A 16410-nucleotide genomic window follows, 5' to 3' on the forward strand; every position below is an offset into this window, starting at 1 on the left:
TATTAACCATGAAGAAATTTTTTGAAACTTTACAAAATATCTGGAAAATAGACGAGTTACGAAACAGAATAATCGTAACCTTAGGGCTACTATTAGTGTACCGTTTTGGAGCTCAGATAGTACTTCCGGGTATAGATGCAGAACAATTATCAGAATTAACCAGCAGAACAGATGGTGGCGGGCTGTTAGGTATATTAAATGCTTTTACCGGTGGTGCATTTGCTAATGCATCGGTTTTTGCATTAGGTATTATGCCTTACATATCGGCATCTATTGTTGTTCAATTAATGGGAATAGCTATCCCTTACCTGCAAAAACTTCAAAAAGAAGGAGAAAGCGGTAGAAAAAAGCTAACACAAATTACACGTTGGCTAACCATAGCTATCTGTATAGTACAAGCACCAACCTATTTAATAGGTTTAGGAGCATTAGGTGTTCCGGATAGCGCCTTTTTATTAGGTAAAGGGTTAGACTTTATGATACCTGCAGTTATTATCTTAGTAACTGGATGTATCTTTGCAATGTGGCTTGGAGAGAAAATTACAGATCGTGGTATAGGTAACGGTATATCGTTACTTATTATGGTAGGTATAATTGCTACATTACCACAATCTTTCGTACAAGAATTTGTATCGAGAGTAACAGAGAATAACGGTGGATTAATGATGATTTTAATTGAAGTAATTCTCTGGTTTGTAGTTATCCTTGCCTCTGTAATGTTAGTTATGGCAGTGCGTCAAATACCGGTTCAATATGCCAGACGTACAGCATCTGGAGGGTACGAGAAGAACGTTTTTGGTTCTAGACAGTACATTCCGTTAAAGTTAAATGCATCTGGTGTAATGCCTATAATATTTGCACAAGCCATTATGTTTGTACCTAGTGCATTAGCCAGCCTATCAGAATCAGATACTGCTAAATCAATACAAGCAGAATTTGGAGATATATTTGGTCTTTGGTATAATGTTGTATTTGCGTTGTTAATTATAGTATTTACCTATTTTTACACCGCAATTACAGTGCCTACCAATAAAATGGCCGACGATCTTAAAAGAAGCGGTGGTTTTATTCCAGGAATACGTCCCGGAAAAGAAACAGCCGACTATCTTGACAAAATAATGTCGTTAATAACCTTCCCGGGATCAGTATTTTTAGCACTTATTGCAGTTTTACCTGCAGTTGTTGTTAAAATAGTTGGAATCCAGCAAGGTTGGGCGTTGTTCTACGGAGGAACCTCGTTACTTATCATGGTTGGAGTTGCCATTGATACCATGCAACAAGTAAACGCCTATTTACTTAACAGACATTATGATGGTTTAATGAAAACTGGTAAAAACAGAAAAGGAGTAGCATAATTTATGGCTAAACAACCAGCAATAGAGCAAGACGGAACCATTATTGAAGCATTGTCTAACGCAATGTTCAGAGTAGAATTAGAAAATGGCCATGTAGTAACGGCTCATATCTCAGGTAAAATGCGTATGCATTACATAAAACTATTACCAGGAGATAAAGTAAAATTAGAAATGAGCCCTTACGATTTAACAAAGGCCAGAATTACGTATAGATATTAAACATTCATTGTAAAGCATAGTTAGATGAAAGTTAGAGCATCACTAAAAAAGAGAAGTCCCGAGTGCAAAATTGTGCGTCGTAAGGGGAGATTGTATGTAATTAATAAAAAGAATCCTAGATTTAAACAAAGACAAGGGTAATTATGGCAAGAATCGCAGGAGTAGACATACCAAAGCAAAAAAGAGGGGTTATTGCATTAACCTACATCTTTGGTATTGGAAAAAGCAGAGCTAAAGAAATTTTAGCTAAAGCCGGAGTAAGTGAAGACACCAAAGTTTCTGACTGGACTGACGAGCAAATTGGTAAAATTCGTGATGCAGTTTCAGCTTACAAAATTGAAGGCGAATTGCGTTCTGAAATTCAATTAAACATTAAACGTTTAATGGATATTGGTTGCTACAGAGGTATTCGTCACAGAGCCGGATTACCGTTACGTGGGCAACGTACCAAGAACAATTCCAGAACAAGAAAAGGTAAGAGAAAAACAGTTGCTAACAAGAAAAAAGCAACTAAATAATAAGTAGTAAATCATGGCAAAGTCAAATACCAAAACTACAAAAAAGCGTAAGGTAGTAGTAGAAGCTACCGGAGAAGCACACATCTCTGCTTCTTTTAATAATATTATTATTTCGCTTACAAATAAGAATGGAGATGTAGTATCGTGGTCTTCGGCCGGAAAAATGGGCTTTAAAGGTTCTAAAAAGAATACACCTTATGCAGCTCAAGTAGCAGCCGAAGATGCAGCTAAAGTAGCTCATGAAGCCGGATTAAGAAAAGTAAAGGTTTATGTAAAAGGACCTGGAAATGGTAGAGAATCTGCTATCCGTTCAATTCATAATTCCGGAATAGAAGTTACAGAAATAATAGACGTAACTCCGTTACCACACAACGGATGCCGTCCACCAAAAAGAAGAAGAGTTTAATTAATTATTGTACAATTACGAGGATTACAGATTATCGAAGGATAAGCCTTAATTCATAATCTCCTCAAAACAAATTATAAGTAAAATGGCAAGATACAGAGGTCCAAAAACAAAAATTGCTCGTAAGTTTGGCGAAGCGATTTTTGGCGATGACAAATCGTTTGAAAAAAGAAATTACCCTCCGGGGCAACACGGCAATAACCGTAGAAGAGGAAAAAAATCTGAGTATGCTATCCAGTTAATGGAAAAGCAAAAAGCAAAATATACTTACGGTATTTTAGAGCGCCAGTTTAGAAATTTATTTGATAAAGCTAACAGAAGCAAAGGCGTAACCGGTGAAGTATTACTACAATTATGCGAGTCTCGTTTAGATAATGTTGTGTTTAGAATGGGAATTGCTCCTACCAGAAGAGCTGCTCGCCAATTAGTATCTCACCGTCATATAACTGTAAACGGAGAAATTGTAAACATTCCGTCTTATAGCTTAAAACCAGGAGATGTTGTTGGAGTTAGAGAAAAATCTAAATCATTAGAAATCATAGAAAACTCATTAGCAAACAACAACTCTGTTTACGAGTGGATTACCTGGAATTCTGAGAAAAAAGAAGGAACTTTTGTAAATATTCCTGAAAGAATTCAAATTCCAGAAAACATAAAAGAACAATTAATAGTCGAGTTATACTCTAAATAATAAAGACAGCAGTCCCATTATGGCATTATTAAATTTTCAGAAGCCCGATAAAGTTATAATGATTGATTCGTCAGATTTCGAAGGTCGATTTGAATTCAGACCTTTGGAGCCTGGTTACGGATTAACCATTGGTAACGCACTACGTAGAGTACTTTTATCATCGTTAGAAGGATTTGCAATCACTTCTGTTCGAATTGATAAAGTAGAACATGAGTTCTCTACCATTCCTGGAGTAGTAGAAGACGTAACAGAAATTATCTTAAACTTAAAGCAAGTACGCTTTAAGCAACAAATAGAAGATGTAGATAACGAGACCGTTTCTATCTCTATTTCAGGAAAAGAGCAATTAACTGCTGGAGATTTCCAAAAGTTTATCTCTGGATTCCAAGTTTTAAATCCTGATTTAGTGATTTGCAACATGGATCCTAAAGTAGCCATAAACATGGAAATCACTATAGAGAAAGGTAGAGGATATGTGCCTGCAGAAGAAAACAAAAAGGCTAATGCACCAATGGGTGTAATTGCTACCGACTCTATATTTACACCGGTAAAAAATGTTAAATATAGCATAGAAAACTACCGTGTAGAGCAAAAAACCGACTACGAGAAATTGGTTTTTGAAATAGTAACCGACGGATCTATTCATCCAAAAGACGCGCTTACAGAAGCGGCTAAAGTACTTATTCATCATTTCATGCTATTCTCTGATGAGCGTATTACGTTAGAAGCAGATGAAATAGCACAAACAGAAACATACGATGAAGAGTCGTTACACATGCGTCAGTTACTAAAAACCAAGCTAATAGATATGGATCTCTCTGTGCGTGCACTTAACTGTTTAAAAGCTGCCGAAGTAGAGACGCTTGGAGATCTAGTAGCATTCAATAAAAACGACTTAATGAAGTTCAGAAACTTTGGTAAAAAATCGTTAACCGAATTAGAAGAGCTGGTTAACAATAAAGGCTTGAGTTTCGGGATGGATTTATCAAAATATAAATTAGACAAAGACTAACTTTCGTTCCTGTGTGGAATAAATAAGCGGAAAGATGAGACACGGAAAAAAATTTAATCACCTAAGCAGAAAAGCGGCCCACAGAAAAGCTATGCTAGCTAATATGGCTTGTTCTTTAATAGAGCACAAGCGCATAAACACTACTGTGGCTAAAGCTAAAGCTTTAAAGCAGTATATAGAGCCGTTAGTAACAAAATCTAAGGCAGAAAACAATACCTCTAAAGAGCGCGAAACTCACAATAGAAGAATTGTATTTAGCTACTTACGTAACAAAAATGCAGTAGCTGAATTATTTGGTACTGTTTCTGCAAAAGTTGGAGATCGTCCTGGCGGATATACCAGAATAATAAAATTAGGTAACCGTCTTGGTGATAATGCAGAGATGGCAATGATAGAGTTAGTAGACTTTAACGAAACTTATAATGCCGGGAAACCAGCTAAGAAAAAGTCTACAAGACGTGGTAGAGGTAAAAAAGCAGCTGCTACAACAGAAGCTGCACCTAAAACAGAAGCTACTTCTGAAAACACAAAAGAAACAACAGAAGATAAAGCTCAAGAATAGTTTTAGTTAAAACAATTATAAAAAAGAAGGATAAACTTGTTATAGTTTATCCTTTTTTTATTTTTACTAAAATTAAAATTTAAGATGAATAAAACAGTAATAATCAGTTTACTCTTATTAGTTGTAAGCAATGTACAAAGTCAAAATGAGAGTGTTGTAAACAATACCTCTCAAACAATACAGAGAGCTAGCAATATTCTTCAAAGTTCATATGGCTCAGCAACGTATTTTTATAACCCTCAAAGAGAAGTTGAAGGCTCTATCTACCTGTTTGATTCATGGGAAAATATGGCTATCATAAAAACTCAGGATGGTAAAAGGTATTCTTTAAATAATTTAAACTTAAATGTAAAACACAATGTTTTTCAGTCGTCTTTTAGTAAAGACTCAATTTTTACATTTAATTTTAATAATATAGACAGGATAGTAGTTAATAATAAGGTTTTTAAAAACTATTACTGGAATGATACCAATAGCGTATATGAAATAATTTATGAGTTAGATTCTTTTCAAATTCTGAAGGGGTTTAGTTTACGATTTGTAGAGGGCTCTGCTAACCCAATGGTTAATAGATCAACAGATAAATACATTATAAAAACAGCATATTATATTAGAAAAGACGGGCTTATTAAGCCTTTTAAATTTTCTAGACGAAAAATCCTAAACTTAATTACAACAGACAAAATCAAACAAAAAAAGATAATTGACTATAGTAAAAAAAATAAGTTTAGTTTCTCTAAAGAATATGATGTTAAACGCATTTTAGATTATGTAAAGTCAATATAGAGTTTTAATTGACTAAAAAAGTTGTTTTATTACGTTTGTTTAATAATCTGGCTGTCAAACACTTAAAAATTCATATCTTTAATAAAATTAAAGTATATGAAAAAGTTTTTGTTGCCAGTTTTTTTATTGTTGTCTTACAATTTTTTTGCTCAAAGTTTTTTAGAAGCATATGAGTCAACCAGGCATTTAGAGCCGTTTTCAAACAATAATGGCACTACCATCGAAGAGTTTAATAGCTTAACAGGAAATCCGGATGAGTGGTCTAAGATTATGGGAGTGTTTTATGAGTTTGATGATATTAGATTTGGAAAGATAGCACTAGAAGGCTCTGTTTATCTATTTAAAGAATGGAACAATCAAGCTGTAGTTTTAGCTAATAATAAGCGATACAGAATTCCTAATATAAACTTTAATATTAAACAAGGAACTTTTATTTCAAAGATTCAGGGAGATTCTTTATTTGTGTATGATTTTGATAAGGTTGAAAGAATACTGGTAAATAATAGAGTTTTTAAAAAATTATATAGTAGTATTGATAAAGAGAAGAAAATATTTGAAGTCTTGTTTGAGAGTGACAAGCTTTCTTTATTAAAGTCTTATCATACTGTTTTTATTCAAGCTTCGCCAAACCCAATGGTAAACAGGCCCTCAAATAAAATAAGACAAGCTTACTCATATTATATTGATGTTAACGGTGATGTAATACCATTTAAATTAAACAAATCTTCATTTAAAAAAATAGTAACAGACAGTGATAAAAAAAAGATGTACGATTTTGTTAAAAAATACAATTTGACTTACAGTAAAGAATCTGATGCAAAAAAAATCCTGTTTTATGTGTTTGGAACGTAACGAAATTTAAAATCTTTAAAAATCAAAGAGTTAATTCATGAATTAACTCTTTTTTTATGTCGTTTCGGTACTAAAGATTATTTTTGCAAAACTTTATTTTCTACAACATGAAATATCAATCCAGAAAAAAAGCTTTAATCTTACTAGCAGACGGCACTATTTTTTACGGTAAAGCTGTTGGTAAAGAAGGAAGCGCTTTCGGCGAAGTTTGTTTTAATACCGGAATGACCGGTTATCAAGAGATCTTTACTGACCCTTCATACTACGGTCAGATTATGGTGACAACTAATGCTCATATCGGGAACTATGGAGTTAAAGATGATGAAGTTGAATCAGATGGAGTAAAAATAGCAGGGTTAGTTTGCAAAAATTTTAGCTTTAATTATTCTAGGCCCGGGGCAGATGGTTCTTTAGCAGAATTTTTCGAGAAAAATAACCTTATTGCAATTTCTGATGTAGATACCCGAGCTTTAGTAAGTTATATTAGAGAGAAGGGGGCAATGAATGCTGTTATTACAACAGAAGTAGATAAAATAGATGAGCTTAAAAAAGAACTTGCTAAAGTACCTAGTATGGAAGGTTTAGAGCTAGCTTCTAAAGTTTCTACAAAAGAGCCGTATTACTTTGGCAATGAAAATGCAACCTATAAAATAGCAGCCTTAGATATTGGGATTAAAAAAAATATATTACGCTGTTTAGCAGAACGAGATGCTTACATAAAAGTATTTCCGTACAATGCTACTTTTCAAGAAATGAGCGCTTGGAATCCGGATGGTTATTTCTTATCAAATGGTCCGGGAGATCCAGAGCCTCTAAAAGAAGCACAACAACTTGCCAAAGAAATTTTAGATAGAAACTTGCCACTATTTGGTATTTGCTTAGGGCATCAAGTAATTGCATTAGCAAATGGCATATCAACTTATAAAATGCATAACGGACACAGAGGAATTAACCATCCGGTTAAAAACTTACTAACCGGAAAAGGAGAAATTACCTCTCAAAACCACGGATTTGCTATCAGCAGAGAAGAAACAGAATCGCATCCTGATGTAGAGATTACTCATGTACATTTAAATGATAATACCGTAGCAGGAATTAGAATAAAAAACAAACCTTGCTTTTCTGTTCAGTATCACCCTGAAGCAAGTCCGGGACCTAACGATGCTAAATATTTATTTGATGAATTTATAGCTTTAATAAAAAAACATAAACCAGCTAACGTATGAGTATAATTGTAAGTGTACATGCACGACAAATTTTTGATTCGAGAGGAAACCCAACGGTAGAAGTAGATGTAATTACAGAAAGCGGTGCTTTAGGAAGAGCGGCTGTTCCATCTGGGGCGTCTACCGGAGAACACGAAGCTGTAGAGCTTAGAGATGGAGGTAAAGCATACATGGGTAAAGGCGTTTTAAAAGCAGTAGAAAATGTGAATAATACCATAGCACCAGAAGTTGTTGGAGTATCTGTTTTTGAGCAGAATTTTATTGATCAATTAATGATTAATTTAGATGGTACTCCCAACAAATCTAAATTGGGTGCTAATGCAATTTTAGGTGTATCGTTAGCTGTTGCAAAAGCTGCTGCCAACGAACTTGGTTTACCGCTTTACCGTTATGTAGGTGGTGTTAGTGGTAATACGCTCCCGGTGCCTATGATGAATATAATTAACGGTGGTTCTCACTCCGATGCTCCTATTGCATTTCAAGAGTTTATGATTATGCCGGTAAAGGCACAAAGTTTTTCTCATGCAATGCAAATGGGCTCAGAAATTTTTCATCATCTAAAAAAAGTTTTACATGATAGAGGATTAAGCACAGCTGTTGGAGATGAGGGCGGATTTGCACCAAAATTAAACGGAACAGAAGATGCTTTAGATACCATTATAGCTTCTATAGAGAAGGCAGGATATAAGGCTGGAGACGAGGTTATGATTGCATTAGATTGTGCGTCGGCAGAATTTTATGTAGACGGAAAATATGATTATACAAAGTTTGAAGGAAGCAAAGGAGCTGTGAGAACATCCGAAGAGCAAGCACAATACTTAGCCGACTTGTGTTCTAAATATCCAATTATTTCTATAGAAGACGGTATGGATGAAAATGATTGGGAAGGTTGGAAAATGCTAACCCAAAAAGTAGGAGATAAAGTTCAGTTAGTTGGAGACGATTTATTTGTAACCAATGTAGAACGTTTATCAAAAGGAATTAAAAATGGTATTGCTAACTCTATATTAATTAAAGTAAACCAAATTGGTACGTTAACAGAAACAATTGCAGCTGTAAACATGGCTAATAATGCGGGTTATACTTCGGTAATGTCACACCGTTCAGGAGAAACAGAAGATAATACTATTGCCGATTTAGCAGTTGCATTAAATACCGGTCAAATTAAAACTGGTTCTGCTTCAAGATCAGACCGTATGGCCAAGTATAATCAATTATTACGTATTGAAGAAGAGTTAGGAGACATTGCTTATTATCCGCAAGAAAAAGCGTTTAAAGTGAATTAAACACATGTTTTAAAATCATAAATAAAAAAGCGGGCTGTAAAACCCGCTTTTTCTTTTTAAAATCCTCATAAAAAGAGGGTTAACTTAACCTTAAATTAACACTTTATTTTGTAATTTCGCAGGACTTACAAAAAACCTAAACTTCAATAATAATTATGTCAGATATAGCTACTTTACACTTTAAAGATAAGTCGTACGAATTACCCGTAGTAAAGGGTACTGAGAATGAGTATGGTATAGATATTAAAACGCTAAGAGCACAATCTGGATTAGTAACGTTAGATCCGGGGTACAAAAACACAGGATCTTGTGAGAGTGCCATTACTTACTTAGATGGTGAAAAAGGAATTTTACGTTATAGAGGATATGCTATAGAAGAACTTGCAGAAAAGGCAGACTTTTTAGAAGTAGCATATTTATTAATTTTTGGAGAATTACCAACGCGTGAACAATTAGATAAGTTTTACGAAGATATTAAAGAGCACTCTGTAGTAGATGATGATGTTAAAAAAATATTAGATGCATTCCCAAAAGCTGCTCACCCTATGGGTGTTTTATCATCGTTAACGAGTGCACTAACTGCATTTAATCCTTCTTCTGTTAATGTAAATTCAGAAGAAGATATGTACAAAGCAATTGTTAGAATTTTAGGGAAGCTACCTGTTTTAGTAGCATGGACTATGCGTAAAAAGCAAGGCTTACCTCTTGATTATGGCGATAGAAATCTTGGCTATGTAGAGAACCTGCTTAAAATGATGTTTAAAAAGCCTAATCAAGAATATGAGTTAAATCCTATAGTAGTTAATGCATTAGACAAGCTTTTAATTTTACATGCAGACCATGAGCAAAACTGTTCTACATCTACTGTTAGAATAGTTGGTTCTTCTCATGCAGGACTATTTGCTTCTATTTCTGCAGGTATTTCTGCACTTTGGGGGCCACTTCACGGAGGTGCTAACCAAGCAGTACTAGAAATGTTAGAAGCTATTAAGGCAGATGGTGGTGATACCAAAAAATACATGGCGAAAGCCAAAGATAAAAACGATCCGTTTAGATTAATGGGATTCGGACATAGAGTTTATAAAAACTTTGATCCTCGTGCAAAAATCATAAAGAAAGCTGCAGACGAAGTATTAGGAGACTTAGGAATTGAAGATCCGATTTTAGATATTGCTAAAGGTCTTGAAAAAGAAGCGTTAGAAGACGAATACTTTGTTAAGAGAAAACTTTACCCTAATGTAGATTTTTACTCTGGTATAATTTACAGAGCAATGGGAATACCGGTAGATATGTTTACAGTAATGTTTGCTATGGGTAGATTACCGGGTTGGATTGCACAATGGAGAGAAATGAGACTTAAAGGAGAACCAATTGGTCGTCCGCGTCAAATTTATGTTGGTCCAACATCTCGTAAGTTTGTACCGCTTAACGAAAGATAATTTTTAATCATACACATTATGCCATTTATCTAATAGTTTATACTATGAAAATAAATGGCATTTTTTTTAAGCTAAATCTGTGATTATGAAAAATATAAAACTCATAAAAAACCGTTCTGATATTGGTGCAGGTACAAGAGGTTCTGATATGGGTATAGATGCAATAGAAATTGCAGCTATTAACCAAAACAATAATTACTTTACTCGTTTTGAATATGTTGATGTAGAAACAGAAAATGAGTCTATTTATAACAAAGTAACTAACTCATTTGCAAAAAGAATTGAGCACGTATACAATCAATGTGAGCGTGTATGTGAGCAAGTAAAAAACACACTGACAGAGAATAAATTTCCGTTGGTTTTATCAGGAGATCACTCTTCGGCATTAGGAACTATAAGCGGAATTAAAGCAGCTTTTCCAAACAAAAGATTAGGTGTAGTTTGGATAGATGCTCATGCAGATTTACATTCTCCTTACACTTCTCCTTCGGGGAATGTTCACGGAATGCCACTAGGTGCAGCCATTGGAGAAAATAATATAGAAAACAAAATAAATACTGTTACAGGGCAAACCACAAAATATTGGGATGCCATAAAAAACATCGGAGTTAAAGGGCAAAAGGTAAACCCTGAAGATATAGTTTATTTTGGAGTTCGTGATACCGAAGAGCCAGAAGATAAGCTCATAGAAAAATATAATATCAGAAATTATAAAGTAGAAGAGGTTAGATACAGAGGTTTAGATGTGTGTGTAGCAGAAGCCATAGAGCAACTATCTAAGTGTGACATGATTTATGTTTCGTTTGATGTAGATAGTATGGATTGCGATTTAATATCGTATGGTACAGGAACACCTGTCCCAAAGGGGTTTGATCAGTATGAAGTAATGAATATAATCAACCAAATAATAGCTACAAAAAAAGTAGTTTGCTTTGAAGTAGTTGAAGTAAACCCATTATTAGACCTTAAAGGAAATAAAATGGCAGAAACCGCTTTCGAAGTGTTAGATTCTGCAACCAAAACTATTTTAAAAAACATATAATATATGCAACAAAGCACCAATACTATTGTAATGGTAAGGCCTGCCACTTTTAGAGCAAACGAGCAAACAGCTGCAAATAACTTTTATCAAAAAAAAGTTGCAAATACTTTGCCTAAAGCGCTACTCAAACAGGCTCAAAAGGAGTTTGATGATTTTGTAAAAAATCTTACTCAAGTAGGTGTGCAAGTAATTGTGGTGCCGGGGGCTACCGATGTTGATACTCCAGACGCTCATTTTCCTAACAATTGGATATCTTTTCATGAAGATGGTACAGTTGCATTATACCCAATGTTTGCACCCAATAGAAGATTAGAACGCAACGAAAAAGTTTTAGAAGAAGTAGAAAATCACGGCTTTAAAATTAACAACATTATAGACTATACCGAAGCAGAAAAAGATAATGTGTTTTTAGAAGGAACAGGGAGCATGGTTTTAGACCGAGTACATAAAAAAGCATATTGTGCATTATCTGAGCGTGCAGACGAAGATTTATTTATAGAGTTTTGTGAAGATTTTGAATATACACCGATTATTTTTAAAGCAAATCAGACTGTAAACGGCAAAAGATTACCTATTTATCATACAAATGTTATGATGGCAGTTGCCGATAAGTTTGCAATAGTATGTTTAGATAGTATAGACGATAAAAAAGAGCGTAAAAATTTAATTAAACATCTAAACCAAGACGGGAAAGAAATAATACCAATCACAGAAAGCCAAACTGCTAATTTTGCCGGAAACATGCTTCAGGTTTTAGGAGCAGAAAACAAATCGTATTTAGTTATGAGCACCTCGGCATTTAATAGTTTAACAACTAATCAGAAAAAAAGTATAGAAAAATACAGTACAATTATTCATTCAGATTTAGCTACCATAGAGGCATGTGGCGGAGGTAGTGCCAGATGTATGATGGCCGAAGTGTTTTTACCTAAAGGAGAATCTAATTAACCAATTTGCTGTTTTAAGTTTTTTATTATATTTATTTGATAATCAAAGTACTTAAACGATGAATAAAACAGCAAAAACTATTCTATTACTAGTTGGAATTTTATTAATAGCTTACGGTATTTACAAAATAGTTACTCCCGATGTACAAGGCGAAGTTCTTGGAATGGAATTTTCTGCTAATGATAATGAAATAAGTACAGAGTCTATTGTATTAATTGCTTTAGGAATATTAGCATTGCTAGCACCACGCTTTATTAAAAGCAAATAATTTTATCCTCTTTTAGTTGCCGTTAACTTTTTTAAAAAAGCCGTTAACGGCACTTTTATAAGTATAGTTCAGTAATTCTTAATAGAACAGAAAATTTATTAAAGGTTAATACAGTTTTTGTTTTTACACATCCTACTTCTTAAAGAAAATCTAAAAAGGGTTATATTTTTAAAAGTACCATTAAAGCACCGCTTATGTGTTCAATTCCGATTGCTATAACTATAAAACCTATAATTCGTGATACGGCATTAATACCAGACGCCCCAAGTCCTTTTACAATGTAATGAGCAGTACGCAATACAAAATATGTTGCAATACATGTACAAAGTATTGCTAAAACTATGGTAGTAATTTGCCAAGTTGTTTGGTAAGATTCATAATAACCAATTAAAAGTGATATAGAGCCTGGTCCTGCAAGCATTGGTATAGCTAAAGGTGTTAAAGAAATATCACTTCTATGAAAAGCGTCATCCTTAACACGCTTATCCATTCCTTTATGTTTAGAAAAACTTCCTGTTAAAAGAGCAAAGCCGGACGAAGTTATAATTAAACCACCGGCTATACGAAGTGAAGGTAGACTTATGCCAAAAAATTGCAACAAATAAATTCCTAAAAAGAATGCTATTAGTAAAATTATTAAAACGTTTATAGCTGTAAATAAAGCTGTTTTAGCTCTAACAGTAACACTATCATCTTTTGTTAAACCAACAAATATTGGAACTGTTCCGAGCGGATTCATTACTGAGAATAATGCTGCAAAAATGTAAATGAATAATTCCATTGTTTTTTATACAAAATTGAAATTTGTTCCCTCTACAAAGCTTATGAATTTGTTAAATTTAAATTACATTATTGTTGTGCATATATTTATTTTAAAGACAACTCATAATGTGCTTTTATTAATAAATAAATGTGGAGTTTATAAAAGAATTCTTAAGTAGTAATAATTATCTTTGCACCTTAAAATTAAAGGGAGTATGAGTATTCAAGAAGTTTTAAGCAATAGCGTTAAGCAAGCTGTTAAAACCATTTTTAATGCTGAATTAAACGAAGTAGAGTTTCAGGCTACCCGAAAAGATTTTGAGGGAGATATTACTGTTGTAGTTTTTCCTATGTTAAGGGTTGTAAAAGGCAACCCACAACAAATAGGAGAAGCTATCGGTAATTATTTGGTAGAAAATGTAGCTGAGGTTAGCAAATTTAATGTGGTTAAAGGGTTTTTAAATTTGGTGATTGCAGATGCTTATTACACTAACTTCTTTAATACTATAAAAGACGAAGATGATTATGGTTTTGTAAAGAATACCACTACTAGCGAAGCCATTATGGTAGAATATTCATCTCCTAACACAAACAAACCACTCCACTTAGGGCATATTAGAAATAACTTGTTAGGATATTCTGTTGCCGAAATTTTAAAAGCAGTCGGTAAAAAAGTTTACAAAACTCAAATTATTAACGATAGGGGTATACATATATGTAAATCTATGCTTGCTTGGCAAAAGTTTGGCAACGGAGAAACCCCCGAGAGTACCGGCCTTAAAGGCGATAAATTGGTTGGTAATTATTACGTAGCTTTTGATAAAGCTTATAAAGAGCAAGTTAATGAACTAATAGCACAAGGTAAAAGCAAAGAAGAAGCAGAAAAGCAGGCTCCTATTTTACTTGAAGCCCAAGAAATGCTCAGAAAATGGGAGGCCGGAGATAAAGAAGTTGTTGCCCTTTGGGAGAAAATGAATGGCTGGGTTTACGATGGTTTTAATGAAACCTATAAAAATTTAGGTGTTGATTTTGATACACTTTATTACGAAAGTGATACCTATTTGCTTGGCAAAAACGTAGTAAAAGAAGGATTAGAAAAAGGTGTTTTTTATAAAAAAGAAGACGGCAGTGTATGGATTGATTTAACCGATGAAGGATTAGACGAGAAATTGGTGTTAAGATCTGATGGAACTGCTGTTTACATGACGCAAGATATTGGTACCGCAATACAAAGAGTTAAAGATTACCCGGATATTACCGGGATGGTTTATACGGTAGGAAATGAGCAAGACTACCATTTTAAAGTACTGTTTTTAATTCTAAAAAGATTAGGATTTGCGTGGGCAGAAAATCTGTATCATTTAAGCTATGGTATGGTTGATTTACCCACCGGGAAAATGAAAAGTAGAGAGGGAACAGTAGTTGATGCCGATGATTTAATTGAAGATATGGCTACTACTGCCGAAGAAATCTCTAAAGAGCTTGGAAAGTTAGATGGTTATTCTGAGCAAGAAAAAAAAGAACTATATAAAACTATAGGTTTAGGAGCATTAAAATATTTTATATTAAAAGTAGATCCTAGAAAAAGAATTTTATTTAACCCACAAGAGTCAGTAGATTTTCAAGGGAATACCGGTCCCTTTATTCAATATACATACGCCAGAATTCAGAGTATTCTTCGTAAAGCAGATAATGATTATTTAGATGCTACAGTTACTAACGTAACATTGCACGAGAAAGAAAAAGAACTATTAAAAATTATACAACAATTTCCTGAAGCTGTAAAACAAGCAGCTGCTAATTACAGCCCTGCAATTATTGCTAATTATGTATACGATCTAGTTAAAGAGTTTAACTCTTTTTACCAAAACGTACCTATTTTAGGAGCAGAAGATGAGCAAGAAAAAGTATTTAGAGTACAATTATCTAAAAAAGTAGGTGTAATTATAAAGCAAGGGTTTAAACTCTTAGGAATTGGAGTTCCTGAAAGAATGTAGGTTTTAGAAAATAAATTTACCTAATCAAATTATAAGGAAAGCAGAAACTTTTAAATGCTTAAAAGTTTCTGCTTTTATGTTTATTTAATAAAGTTATTAATAACCTCTTCTATTTGTTCTTTACTAGATTGCGGAGGCATTTTAAATAAATGAGAAAAAAGTGGTTTTTTATCTACAGTTAGTTTTAATTGCAGATCTTGATTTTCATTGTAAACTTCACTCCATTTGTTTCTTACTTTAGCCCAAAAATCTTTATTTTCTTTCCACCAATTTTGAGCTGCTTTACATTTAGAGTCATCTACTTTAGTATATATATCTAACCCTTTTTCTTGAGCTAGTAAAAAGTCATTACCATTCTCATCACGAACTAACTTATCATTATCTTGTTCATGAAGCCAACCGTATGAGGTAATTTCGTGAGTATTGGTTCTTCTCAGCACATTATAATCATTTCGTTTGGTGTATTCTCTCCTAGGTAGGGGGGCATCAGTAGTATTTTTCCAATAGTGCTTACCGTCTACATGTACCCAAGTAGCTGTACCTTCATACCTTGGGCTATCATCTACCTGATATACCTTTTGTGTCCATTGTCCTTTTACTTCATCTTTAGAAAGCTCTTTAAACTTCCAGGTTTTATCTTTATAAAATTCATATAACTTAGTGTTTTCGTAAAGCCAATCTTGTCTCCAATGTTTTACAATCATTGTATCATTTACAATAAGTAAATGCTGCATTACTATTTTATCTGGTGTGTCTTCTACCAGTTCTACCCACTCTAATCCGTATGCGTGTTTTGTAGCTGATGGGGTATAGGAACTATCTTTAGAATAATTAAAAGTTTCGGCAAAATTAAATTTCACCTCGTAACACCCACACATACTTTTAATAGCGTTAATGTCTTGCTGCTTTTTGCTTTGTCCGTAAGTGCTTAATGCTAATAAGCTGATTAACAATGATTTTACAATGGTTTGTTTCATCTTGATATGATTTTATTGATATTTTCGGCGTCAAAAATATTAAATTTATTTAGATTGAATAAAA

19 protein-coding genes are annotated in these 16410 nt (G+C 33.7%); 17 read left to right on the forward strand and 2 right to left on the reverse strand.

Features of this window, described 5'->3' with window-relative positions:
* The first annotated feature begins 8 nt into the window (after positions 1-8).
* The 16 genes from secY (at position 9) to ACZ5CF_RS05510 (ending at position 12610) form a co-directional block, all read left to right on the forward strand.
* Complete coding sequence (gene secY / locus ACZ5CF_RS05435; RefSeq protein ID WP_464580823.1) at positions 9-1355, forward strand: preprotein translocase subunit SecY; 1347 nt, start codon at positions 9-11, stop codon at positions 1353-1355.
* Positions 1356-1358: 3 nt separating this feature from the next.
* Positions 1359-1574 carry a translation initiation factor IF-1 gene (infA, locus tag ACZ5CF_RS05440; protein WP_014031991.1) on the forward strand — a complete coding sequence of 72 codons (216 nt, stop codon included), beginning with the start codon at positions 1359-1361 and terminating at the stop codon, positions 1572-1574.
* 24 nt (positions 1575-1598) lie between these two features.
* The gene (ykgO, locus tag ACZ5CF_RS05445) at positions 1599-1715 is read left to right on the forward strand and encodes a type B 50S ribosomal protein L36 (protein ID WP_074978891.1); all 117 of its coding nucleotides are present in this window, start codon (positions 1599-1601) and stop codon (positions 1713-1715) included.
* A gap of 2 nt (positions 1716-1717) precedes the next feature.
* Positions 1718-2092, forward strand: coding sequence for a 30S ribosomal protein S13 (gene rpsM / locus ACZ5CF_RS05450; RefSeq protein WP_464578110.1), 375 nt, complete (start codon positions 1718-1720; stop codon positions 2090-2092).
* Between the two features lie 13 nt (positions 2093-2105).
* Entirely contained in the window at positions 2106-2498 is a 393-nt protein-coding gene (rpsK, locus tag ACZ5CF_RS05455; protein ID WP_464578111.1) for a 30S ribosomal protein S11, read from the forward strand.
* Between the two features lie 85 nt (positions 2499-2583).
* Positions 2584-3189 carry a 30S ribosomal protein S4 gene (gene rpsD, locus ACZ5CF_RS05460; protein WP_464578113.1) on the forward strand — a complete coding sequence of 202 codons (606 nt, stop codon included), beginning with the start codon at positions 2584-2586 and terminating at the stop codon, positions 3187-3189.
* Between the two features lie 19 nt (positions 3190-3208).
* Complete coding sequence (locus tag ACZ5CF_RS05465) at positions 3209-4201, forward strand: DNA-directed RNA polymerase subunit alpha (RefSeq protein ID WP_464578115.1); 993 nt, start codon at positions 3209-3211, stop codon at positions 4199-4201.
* A 34-nt stretch (positions 4202-4235) separates the two neighbouring features.
* A complete protein-coding gene (gene rplQ, locus ACZ5CF_RS05470; RefSeq protein ID WP_464578116.1) occupies positions 4236-4763 on the forward strand; it encodes a 50S ribosomal protein L17 in 528 nt (175 codons plus the stop codon).
* 84 nt (positions 4764-4847) lie between these two features.
* Positions 4848-5549, forward strand: coding sequence for a hypothetical protein (locus ACZ5CF_RS05475; protein WP_464578117.1), 702 nt, complete (start codon positions 4848-4850; stop codon positions 5547-5549).
* A gap of 96 nt (positions 5550-5645) precedes the next feature.
* Positions 5646-6401: a hypothetical protein gene (locus tag ACZ5CF_RS05480; protein WP_464578119.1), complete on the forward strand. Its 756-nt coding sequence runs from the start codon at positions 5646-5648 to the stop codon at positions 6399-6401.
* Positions 6402-6508: 107 nt separating this feature from the next.
* Positions 6509-7627, forward strand: a complete 1119-nt coding sequence (gene carA / locus ACZ5CF_RS05485; RefSeq protein WP_464578121.1) for a glutamine-hydrolyzing carbamoyl-phosphate synthase small subunit — start codon at positions 6509-6511, stop codon at positions 7625-7627.
* Positions 7624-8913 carry a phosphopyruvate hydratase gene (eno, locus tag ACZ5CF_RS05490; protein WP_464578122.1) on the forward strand — a complete coding sequence of 430 codons (1290 nt, stop codon included), beginning with the start codon at positions 7624-7626 and terminating at the stop codon, positions 8911-8913. The genes carA and eno overlap by 4 nt, the downstream gene beginning before the upstream one ends.
* Positions 8914-9068: 155 nt before the next feature.
* Positions 9069-10352 (forward strand): citrate synthase, encoded by a 1284-nt coding sequence (locus ACZ5CF_RS05495; RefSeq protein WP_464578123.1) that lies wholly within the window; start codon positions 9069-9071, stop codon positions 10350-10352.
* A gap of 85 nt (positions 10353-10437) precedes the next feature.
* Positions 10438-11394, forward strand: a complete 957-nt coding sequence (gene rocF, locus ACZ5CF_RS05500; protein WP_464578126.1) for an arginase — start codon at positions 10438-10440, stop codon at positions 11392-11394.
* Between the two features lie 3 nt (positions 11395-11397).
* On the forward strand, positions 11398-12342 hold the full coding sequence (ctlX, locus tag ACZ5CF_RS05505; RefSeq protein ID WP_464578127.1) for a citrulline utilization hydrolase CtlX: 945 nt from the start codon (positions 11398-11400) through the stop codon (positions 12340-12342).
* Between the two features lie 58 nt (positions 12343-12400).
* Positions 12401-12610 (forward strand): hypothetical protein, encoded by a 210-nt coding sequence (locus ACZ5CF_RS05510; protein WP_464578129.1) that lies wholly within the window; start codon positions 12401-12403, stop codon positions 12608-12610.
* A gap of 160 nt (positions 12611-12770) precedes the next feature.
* Here the strand turns inward: ACZ5CF_RS05510 and ACZ5CF_RS05515 are convergent, their stop codons facing one another.
* Complete coding sequence (locus tag ACZ5CF_RS05515; protein ID WP_464578130.1) at positions 12771-13391, reverse strand: MarC family protein; 621 nt, start codon at positions 13389-13391, stop codon at positions 12771-12773.
* A gap of 196 nt (positions 13392-13587) precedes the next feature.
* On the opposite strand from ACZ5CF_RS05515, the gene argS reads away from it, so the two are divergent.
* Positions 13588-15369, forward strand: coding sequence for an arginine--tRNA ligase (gene argS, locus ACZ5CF_RS05520; protein ID WP_464578131.1), 1782 nt, complete (start codon positions 13588-13590; stop codon positions 15367-15369).
* Positions 15370-15449: 80 nt separating this feature from the next.
* Here the strand turns inward: argS and ACZ5CF_RS05525 are convergent, their stop codons facing one another.
* Positions 15450-16346: a DUF6607 family protein gene (locus tag ACZ5CF_RS05525; protein WP_464578133.1), complete on the reverse strand. Its 897-nt coding sequence runs from the start codon at positions 16344-16346 to the stop codon at positions 15450-15452.
* Between the last annotated feature and the right edge of the window lie 64 nt (positions 16347-16410).

The sequence above is a fragment of the Lutaonella thermophila genome, assembly GCF_055387725.1.

Excerpts from the sequence above, each read along its gene's own strand:
- rpsD (WP_464578113.1), top strand. The coding sequence starts at position 2,584 with ATGGCAAGATACAGAGGTCCAAAAACAAAAATTGCTCGTAAGTTTGGC.
- infA (WP_014031991.1), top strand. The coding sequence starts at position 1,359 with ATGGCTAAACAACCAGCAATAGAGCAAGACGGAACCATTATTGAAGCA.
- ACZ5CF_RS05465 (WP_464578115.1), top strand. The coding sequence starts at position 3,209 with ATGGCATTATTAAATTTTCAGAAGCCCGATAAAGTTATAATGATTGAT.
- rpsM (WP_464578110.1), top strand. The coding sequence starts at position 1,718 with ATGGCAAGAATCGCAGGAGTAGACATACCAAAGCAAAAAAGAGGGGTT.
- carA (WP_464578121.1), top strand. The coding sequence starts at position 6,509 with ATGAAATATCAATCCAGAAAAAAAGCTTTAATCTTACTAGCAGACGGC.
- rocF (WP_464578126.1), top strand. The coding sequence starts at position 10,438 with ATGAAAAATATAAAACTCATAAAAAACCGTTCTGATATTGGTGCAGGT.
- rpsK (WP_464578111.1), top strand. The coding sequence starts at position 2,106 with ATGGCAAAGTCAAATACCAAAACTACAAAAAAGCGTAAGGTAGTAGTA.
- ACZ5CF_RS05515 (WP_464578130.1), bottom strand. The coding sequence starts at position 13,391 with ATGGAATTATTCATTTACATTTTTGCAGCATTATTCTCAGTAATGAAT.
- ACZ5CF_RS05475 (WP_464578117.1), top strand. The coding sequence starts at position 4,848 with ATGAATAAAACAGTAATAATCAGTTTACTCTTATTAGTTGTAAGCAAT.
- ACZ5CF_RS05525 (WP_464578133.1), bottom strand. The coding sequence starts at position 16,346 with ATGAAACAAACCATTGTAAAATCATTGTTAATCAGCTTATTAGCATTA.
- ctlX (WP_464578127.1), top strand. The coding sequence starts at position 11,398 with ATGCAACAAAGCACCAATACTATTGTAATGGTAAGGCCTGCCACTTTT.
- secY (WP_464580823.1), top strand. The coding sequence starts at position 9 with ATGAAGAAATTTTTTGAAACTTTACAAAATATCTGGAAAATAGACGAG.
- ACZ5CF_RS05480 (WP_464578119.1), top strand. The coding sequence starts at position 5,646 with ATGAAAAAGTTTTTGTTGCCAGTTTTTTTATTGTTGTCTTACAATTTT.
- ACZ5CF_RS05510 (WP_464578129.1), top strand. The coding sequence starts at position 12,401 with ATGAATAAAACAGCAAAAACTATTCTATTACTAGTTGGAATTTTATTA.
- eno (WP_464578122.1), top strand. The coding sequence starts at position 7,624 with ATGAGTATAATTGTAAGTGTACATGCACGACAAATTTTTGATTCGAGA.
- rplQ (WP_464578116.1), top strand. The coding sequence starts at position 4,236 with ATGAGACACGGAAAAAAATTTAATCACCTAAGCAGAAAAGCGGCCCAC.
- ACZ5CF_RS05495 (WP_464578123.1), top strand. The coding sequence starts at position 9,069 with ATGTCAGATATAGCTACTTTACACTTTAAAGATAAGTCGTACGAATTA.
- argS (WP_464578131.1), top strand. The coding sequence starts at position 13,588 with ATGAGTATTCAAGAAGTTTTAAGCAATAGCGTTAAGCAAGCTGTTAAA.
- ykgO (WP_074978891.1), top strand. The coding sequence starts at position 1,599 with ATGAAAGTTAGAGCATCACTAAAAAAGAGAAGTCCCGAGTGCAAAATT.